We start from the raw sequence: 4,325 nt of genomic DNA, 5'->3' as shown, positions 1-4,325 counted from the left end.
GTATATAATAGATTCCGCTAGCTGAAATTGTTTTTTCTACAGGTTTAACAGCACTTTTTTCCAATGGTTTTTCGACAATCTTTTGAACTGGGGCTACTGTAGCTTTGATAGGTGTATTAACTTTTTGTTCTGCTATTGTAGATTTAGAAGAAGTGGCTATAGGTTTTGCTTCAATTGCTTTCGCTATTTTGATCGATGGAGTATTGACGACTGGCTGAGCAGTTTTTGGAATAGGTTGTGTTTTTGTTGATACAGCAACCACTTTTGTCGGGACATTTTTTGTTTGTGTGCTTGGAATTGTCGTATCCATGGATTGAGATTTTTGAGTAACAGGTTTAGACTGTGTAATAGGGAGACTTTGTTGGGTAGCTGTTGGAGTTACAGAAGATTGAACAACAGTTGTATCCATTGTCGGTGCATTTTGAAAAGACTCTTCTTTGATTTTTTGAGCAATTTCTCCTAAATCTGGAGATGCACTATTATTTGCCCCCTCTTGTATTACTTCAACTGGCTCAAATAAAGGATCATCGATCACTTCGGTTGGAGAAGAAGGTTCTGGAATAATAGCAGCATTTGGTGCTTGTTCATCACTTTGACTTTTGAGTGAATTCATAATGACTAAAACAATAATTAAAATAAGTGTTAATGCCGCAATCGCTAATAAAAGCTTTTTGGTATTTGAACCTGCTCCACTTTTTTTGAGGATGATATCATTGAGTTCGTTTTTTTCTTCCATTGTGTATCCTTAGGATGGCTTTACTTACATGTGTTTCGACCACGAAGCACCACGCTCTTTTGCGTAAACTTCGTAGGGAAGATTGAGAATATTGTATTCTATCGGTAAATCGAGTGTTGGAAACATACGCCACTGTTTTGGTTGCTTTGCCGCTAATTTCATAGAAATCATTTTACCGAGTTGATCTGCTTCTTGTAAAGTCGTATGCCCTTTATGAATATAAACATGTAAGTGCCCTGGTGTTTTTGTTTCAAAAGCAGTAAAATTTATAAACCCCTCTTCACGGAGTAAAAGTTGTGTTTTATGGTAAAAACGCTGTGGATCAGTACCATTGTAATCGATAACGATATTTTCAACTTTGTTAAATTGATTAATCAGTGAATGAGCAACCGTTATTTGTTTTTTGAGATGTTGATCAATAATTCCTTGAGTGAGGGTTTTATCAATTTTTTCATATTTATTAAAAAAAGTACGCCCTTTGAAATCGAGTTTATTGACAACAGTATCATGCTTTAACCAATAGTGGTCACTCAGCATTTTAATTAGTTTCATATCCATTGATGTCATGGGGCATACCTCTTTTTAATACGTTGATTGTTTGTAAATAACGAAATTTTTAGCTAAAGCTTTTAATTCTTCTTTTATTGTAGCTTGTTTGTCACTATTTTCGATATCATCCAAAACATCGGCAATACGGTTGGCAATGAGTTCAAACTCTTGTTCTTTCATACCACGTGATGTCAATGCAGGACTTCCGATACGGACACCTGAAGTGACGAATGGAGAGCGAGTTTCCCCTGGAACCGTGTTTTTATTGACGGTGATACCTGCACGTCCTAGGGCTGCATCGGCCTCTTTTCCGCTGAACGGTTTATTCAAAAACGATACGAGAACAAGGTGGTTATCCGTCCCGCCACTGACGATATCATACCCACGTTTCATTAACACCTCTGCGAGAACGGCAGCATTGGCTTTGACTTGCTTAGCATACACTTTCCACTCAGGAGAGAGGTTGAATTTAAATCCGACTGCTTTTGCCGCGATCACGTGTACCAACGGTCCACCTTGAAGTGCAGGGAAAATAGCTGAATTGATCTTTTTAGCGATCTCTTCATCATTGGTCATAATCATACCGCCGCGAGGACCTGCAAGGGTTTTATGGGTTGTTGTCGTTACTACATCTGCGTATGGGAATGGGCTCGGGTGCTCACCTGCACACACAAGTCCTGCGATGTGAGCGATATCGGCGAATAATAGTGCTCCAACCGCATCAGCGATTTCGCGGAATTTTTTGAAGTCGATTTCACGAGCATATGCCGAAGCACCGCATACGATGATTTTCGGCTGAACAATTTTAGCGATATCCAGTACACGCTCATAGTTGATACAACCATCAAGCTCTACACCGTATGAGAAGCTATGGTAGTTTTTACCAGAGAAGCTAACTTTTGAACCGTGAGTCAAGTGACCGCCGTGGCTAAGATCCATACCGAGAAGTTTATCTCCTGCGCTAAGCAATGCCGCATAAACAGCACCGTTTGCCGATGAACCTGAGTGAGGTTGAACGTTGGCAAAGTTACATCCAAAGAGTTTACATGCACGGTCGATTGCAAGTTGTTCAACACCATCTGCGTATTCACATCCGCCGTAGTAACGTTTGGCAGGATACCCTTCGGCGTATTTGTTGGTAAATACCGATCCCATCGCTTCCATAACAGCTGGTAAAGTAAAATTTTCAGATGCGATCATCTCCAAATGGTCGGTTTGACGTTCAAGCTCTTGCTCACATAGGGTATAAATTTCGTTATCGAATTCTTTGAGGAAACTCATTCTTCTTCTCCGTGGTTGGTTTGATTATTGTGGATTGGTTTCATTGCAGGGAAAAGCAATACGTCTCGAATCGAGTGTTGGTTCGTCAGCATCATGACAAGGCGGTCAATCCCGATCCCTTGACCTGCTGTCGGTGCCATGCCGTAGCTGAGAGCGATAACGAAATCTTCATCCATCTCATGGGCTTCATCGTCTCCCGAGTCTTTAGCAGCCATTTGCCCCTCGAAACGCTCTAACTGATCGACCGGATCATTAAGCTCACTGAATGCATTGGCAATCTCACGTCCCGCGATGAATAGTTCAAAGCGATCCGTCAACTCTGGACGCTCATCATTGCGGCGTGCAAGAGGTGAAATTTCCACCGGATAGTGGGTGATAAAGGTCGGATTGATCAGTTTTGCTTCAACGAACTCATCGAAAAGCTCACCTTGGAGCTGTCCAAGATTGAATGCGGCATTGGCTTCAAGTTTTTTGGATGTTAAGAAAGCCAAAATGGCCTCTTTGTCATTAACAACTTCTTCTGGTACTCCACCGATAACACTAAGACTTTTAACGAGTTCAATCTCGGTGAATTGATCAAAATCGACTTCCAAATCGCCATAAGGGAGACGTTTAGGAAGATTCAGATGATCGAAAAGATATCCGAAATACTCTTTAGTAATCTCGATTAAATCTTTATAGGTTTTATACGCCCAGTAAAACTCGATAGAGGTAAACTCAGGATTATGGGTAGCATCCATCCCTTCATTACGGAAATTACGGTTGATTTCAAATACCGCTTCAAATCCACCAACGATGAGCCGTTTGAGATAGAGTTCTGGTGCTATGCGTAAAAAGCGATCGATTCCGAGGGCATTATGATGGGTAACAAACGGTTTCGCATTAGCACCGCCGGCGATTGGGTGCATCATCGGTGTTTCGACCTCTAAGAATCCTTTGTCTTCAAAAAAGCGGCGGGTAAGACTGATAACACGAGAGCGGATATGAAACGTTTTACGCACTTCTGAGTTCATAATTAAATCAAGGTAGCGCTGGCGATAGCGCATCTCTTTATCTTGTATACCGTGAAACTTTTCAGGGAGCGGAGAGATCGCTTTGGTGAGAATAGTGAGTTTATCGGCATGGAGGGAAAGCTCACCGTGCTGAGTGATAAACGGATATCCGCTCACTTCGATGATATCACCCACTTCGATCAATTTTTTAAAGACGTCGTTATAAAAATTTTCAGGGAGATTATCGCGTGCAACATAGATTTGGAGCATTCCGCTCTCATCTTCTATTTTGAGAAAGCTGGCTTTGCCCATCAGACGATAAAGTTTGATACGTCCTGCTACGGTGTAATGGCGATGCTCATCCCGTTTCTCTTCACTCTTGAATAAATCAGAGTTGACATTATGAAACTTGTCGATGGTGGTATTACGTTCTGAGTTATTTGCATAAGGATCAATACCGATGGCTCTAAGCGCATCGGCTTTTTCGATTCGTTGCTGTACGTATTGATTTTCGAATAGCAATGGGTTTCCTTTCTTAATCGGTTTATTTTTTAGAATTTTTTTGACAATTTTTACAAAGACCGTAAATCTGCATAGAGTGTTCTTCCATTTTGAACCCTAAAGCTTCACTAATTTCCTGTTGACGTTCTTCGATCGCTTCATCAACAAATTCGGTAATAATTCCACAACTCGTGCAGATAAGATGATCGTGATGATCCTTTGCTCCGAGTTCATATTTTTTTCCCTGCGCACCAAAAGATAAAGAT

General features: G+C 41.1%; 4 protein-coding genes and 1 pseudogene. All 5 read right to left on the bottom strand.

Going from position 1 to position 4,325, the window contains the following annotated elements; genetic code table 11:
* Window positions 1–736 (bottom strand): annotated as a pseudogene (locus tag WA010_RS08295) (hypothetical protein); the annotation flags it as partial.
* A 24-nt stretch (window positions 737–760) separates the two neighbouring features.
* Complete coding sequence (locus WA010_RS08290; protein ID WP_422556658.1) at window positions 761–1,303, bottom strand: DUF1882 domain-containing protein; 543 nt, start codon at window positions 1,301–1,303, stop codon at window positions 761–763.
* A 15-nt stretch (window positions 1,304–1,318) separates the two neighbouring features.
* Entirely contained in the window at window positions 1,319–2,566 is a 1,248-nt protein-coding gene (locus WA010_RS08285; RefSeq protein ID WP_422556657.1) for a serine hydroxymethyltransferase, read from the bottom strand.
* The gene (gene lysS, locus WA010_RS08280) at window positions 2,563–4,080 is read right to left on the bottom strand and encodes a lysine--tRNA ligase (protein ID WP_422556656.1); all 1,518 of its coding nucleotides are present in this window, start codon (window positions 4,078–4,080) and stop codon (window positions 2,563–2,565) included. The genes WA010_RS08285 and lysS overlap by 4 nt, the downstream gene beginning before the upstream one ends.
* A gap of 22 nt (window positions 4,081–4,102) precedes the next feature.
* Window positions 4,103–4,325, bottom strand: a 223-nt coding sequence (locus WA010_RS08275; protein WP_422556655.1) for a Fur family transcriptional regulator, incomplete at its 5' end; no start/stop codon positions are given.

Source organism: Sulfuricurvum sp. (assembly GCF_049305995.1).
GTDB lineage: Bacteria > Campylobacterota > Campylobacteria > Campylobacterales > Sulfurimonadaceae > Sulfuricurvum.
Note: the sequence above shows the minus strand (reverse complement) of the source record. Positions and strands in the feature narration are given on the sequence as shown.

Bases quoted from the DNA above. Each gene is read 5' to 3' on its own strand.
- WA010_RS08285 (WP_422556657.1), bottom strand. From the start codon at position 2,566: ATGAGTTTCCTCAAAGAATTCGATAACGAAATTTATACCCTATGTGAG.
- WA010_RS08290 (WP_422556658.1), bottom strand. From the start codon at position 1,303: ATGACATCAATGGATATGAAACTAATTAAAATGCTGAGTGACCACTAT.